General features: G+C 65.7%; 3 protein-coding genes. All 3 read right to left on the bottom strand.

Annotated features, from left to right (window positions below; genetic code table 11):
• Positions 1–992 (bottom strand): hybrid sensor histidine kinase/response regulator (locus tag QZY48_RS20415; protein ID WP_295434617.1); only part of this gene is annotated, 992 nt, incomplete at its 3' end.
• A complete protein-coding gene (locus QZY48_RS20410; RefSeq protein ID WP_295434616.1) occupies positions 989–1,447 on the bottom strand; it encodes a response regulator in 459 nt (152 codons plus the stop codon). The genes QZY48_RS20415 and QZY48_RS20410, both read right to left, overlap by 4 nt.
• A gap of 3 nt (positions 1,448–1,450) precedes the next feature.
• The coding region (locus tag QZY48_RS20405; RefSeq protein WP_295434613.1) for an ATP-binding protein at positions 1,451–2,609 on the bottom strand (1,159 nt) is incomplete at its 5' end.

Raw genomic sequence — 2,609 nt, 5'->3', positions numbered from 1 at the left:
TGCGGGTCGGTAAGCCGCTTGCGCAACAGATAGGTCAGGCCGACGATGGCATTGATGGGTGTGCGGATCTCGTGGCTCATATTGGCCAGGAAGGCACTCTTGGCACGCGTGGCCGCCTCGGCCTGGTCGCGGGCCTCCACCAATTCTGCGGTGCGCTGCGCGACCACTTGTTCGAGGTGCTGCCGATAGCCTTCGAGCTCCGCCGCCAGCCGTTTGCGCTCGCCGATGTCGCGGATCAGTCCCACCGCCTGGCGGTGGCCGTTCACGGACATGCCGGACAGCGACAGTTCGATGGGAAATTCCTGACCGTCCCGGCGCAGCGCCACTAACTCCAGGGTGCGGCCGATGGCCTCACCCTCGCCGGTCTGGAGGAAATGCGGCCAGGCGTGCCGATAGGCGCCGCGAAATCGCTGCGGTACCAGGGTTTCGTGCAGGCTGCGGCCGAGGATCTCCTCTCGCGGGTAGCCGAACATCCGCTCGGCGGCCGGGTTCCATTCGATGACGCCGCCCTGGTCGTCCATGAGGATAAAGGCGTCCTGCATGCTCTGCGTCGCCATCCGATAGTGCTCTTCGCTCGCGCGCAATGACTGTTCCGAGTCACGCAGATTGGCCTTTCGTTCGGCCTCCGCCAGGGTACGCGTGACCGCCTCCGGCAAGCGGGAGAGCCGATCCTTCAGCAGATAGTCGCTGGCGCCCTGGTGCAGGGCTGCCACCGCCAGGTCCTCACCCATGGCGCCGCTGACGAAGATGAACGGCAGATCGGGGTCCCGCGCCCGGACCCGGGCCAGTGCACGGCCGCCGTCGAAGTCCGGCAGGTGATAGTCCGCCAGGACCAGGTCCGGGCGGAAGGTTTCCAGTGCAGCGACGAACTCCGCCTCGTGTTCGACCCGTCGCGACTCGAAGTCGATCCCGGCCTTGCGCAGAGTGCGCTCGTTGAGTTCAGCGTCGGCCGGATTGTCTTCCAGCAGCAGGATGCGCAATGGGCAGTTCACGACGGCGAACGGATATCGGGCGGCACGCGATTGATCAGCACCCAGTACATACCGAGATCGGCCACCACCCGGGCGAACTCGTCGAACGCGACCGGCTTCGCGACGAAGCTGTTCACCCCGAGCTTGTAGGTGGAGACCAGGTCGCGCTCCTCCTTCGACGAAGTGAGCACGACCACCGGCAGATCGTGGGTCTGCGCATTGGCGCGGATCTGCGTCAGCACCTCGATGCCGTCCACCTTGGGCAGGCGCAGATCGAGCAGCACCACGCGTGGCAGGCCATTGGGCCCCGCGTATTGGCCGCGATGGAACAGATAGTCCAGCGCGGCCTCGCCGTCCTTGACCCAGATGACCCGGTTGGCCAGGTTGTGCTTCTTCAGTGCGCGCAGCGCCAGCTCAGCATCGTTGGGGTTGTCTTCCACCAGCAGGATATCGACTACCGAATCGGTCATGTTCATGATTCACCTCTTCTCCGACAGGGCCTGATCCGGCCTGACCGGCAGCCCGAAGCGGAACCTGGCCCCGACATTGACGGCACCCTCGGCCGCCACCTGTCCGCCGTGTTTTTGGACGAAGCGCTTGACGATGGCCAGGCCGACGCCGGTGCCGGCGAATTCGTCCATACCGTGGAGCCGCTGGAACAGGCCGAACAGCTTGCCCCGGTAGTCCGCATTGAAGCCGGCCCCGTTGTCCTTGACCTCAAACCAGATCAGGTTATCCTGGCGTTCCGCGCTGACCTCGATGCGCGCCGGGTCGCGGTGGCGGCTGAACTTCAGGGCGTTGTCGAGCAGATTCTGCCAGACTTGCTCCAAGGCGCGCCGATCGGCACAGACCGACGGCAGGTCGGCCCGATGGAACTCGACCGGCCGCCCGGCACGCTGCTGCGCCAGCCCGGCCCAGACCGCGTCGACCAGGCCATTCATGTCCAGCTGCGCCAGTTCCAGGTCCATCCGCCCGGCACGGGACAGGGCCAGGATGTCGTCGATCAATTGTGCCATCTTGCGGGCGTTGTCGCTGACCACGCCGAACAGCCGCAGCCCTTCTGCATCCAGTTGGGGCGCATAGTCCTCCCGCAAGATGGCGCTGAAACCGTCGATGGCGCGCAGCGGCGCGCGCAGGTCGTGAGAGACCGAGTAGCTGAAACTCTCCAGGTCCGCGTTGGCGGTTTCGAGCTCCTGGGTTCGGCGTGCCACCTCGGCTTCAAGGCGAATCCGATAGGCACTGCGTTCCGCCTCCAACTGCTTGCGCGCCGCGATGTCCTCGACCAGAAAGATAAAATGCAGCGCCTCGCCGTCGGTGCCCCGCACCAGCGAGATGGTCCGGTTGATCCAGACCAGCGAGCGATCCTTGCGGACATAGCGCCGCTCCACCGAATCGACCGGCCGCTCCCCCGCCAGGAGCTTGTGCATCGCCGCGGTATCGGACACAAGGTCGTCCGGATGCTCGATGTCCTGGAGGGCGATGCGCGGCAATTCCTCGATGGGGTAGCCGAGGACCTCGCACAGCTTGTGGTTGACACGCAGCCAGCGCCCATCGACGCCGACATGGGCGATCCCAATGGCGGCCTGCGCGAAGGTGACACGGTTGACCTCCTCGCTGGCGAACAGGGCCGCGGTGGTC

The organism is uncultured Thiodictyon sp. (genome assembly GCF_903828115.1).
GTDB lineage: Bacteria > Pseudomonadota > Gammaproteobacteria > Chromatiales > Chromatiaceae > Thiodictyon.
This window is presented reverse-complemented; position numbering and strand designations above follow the sequence as displayed.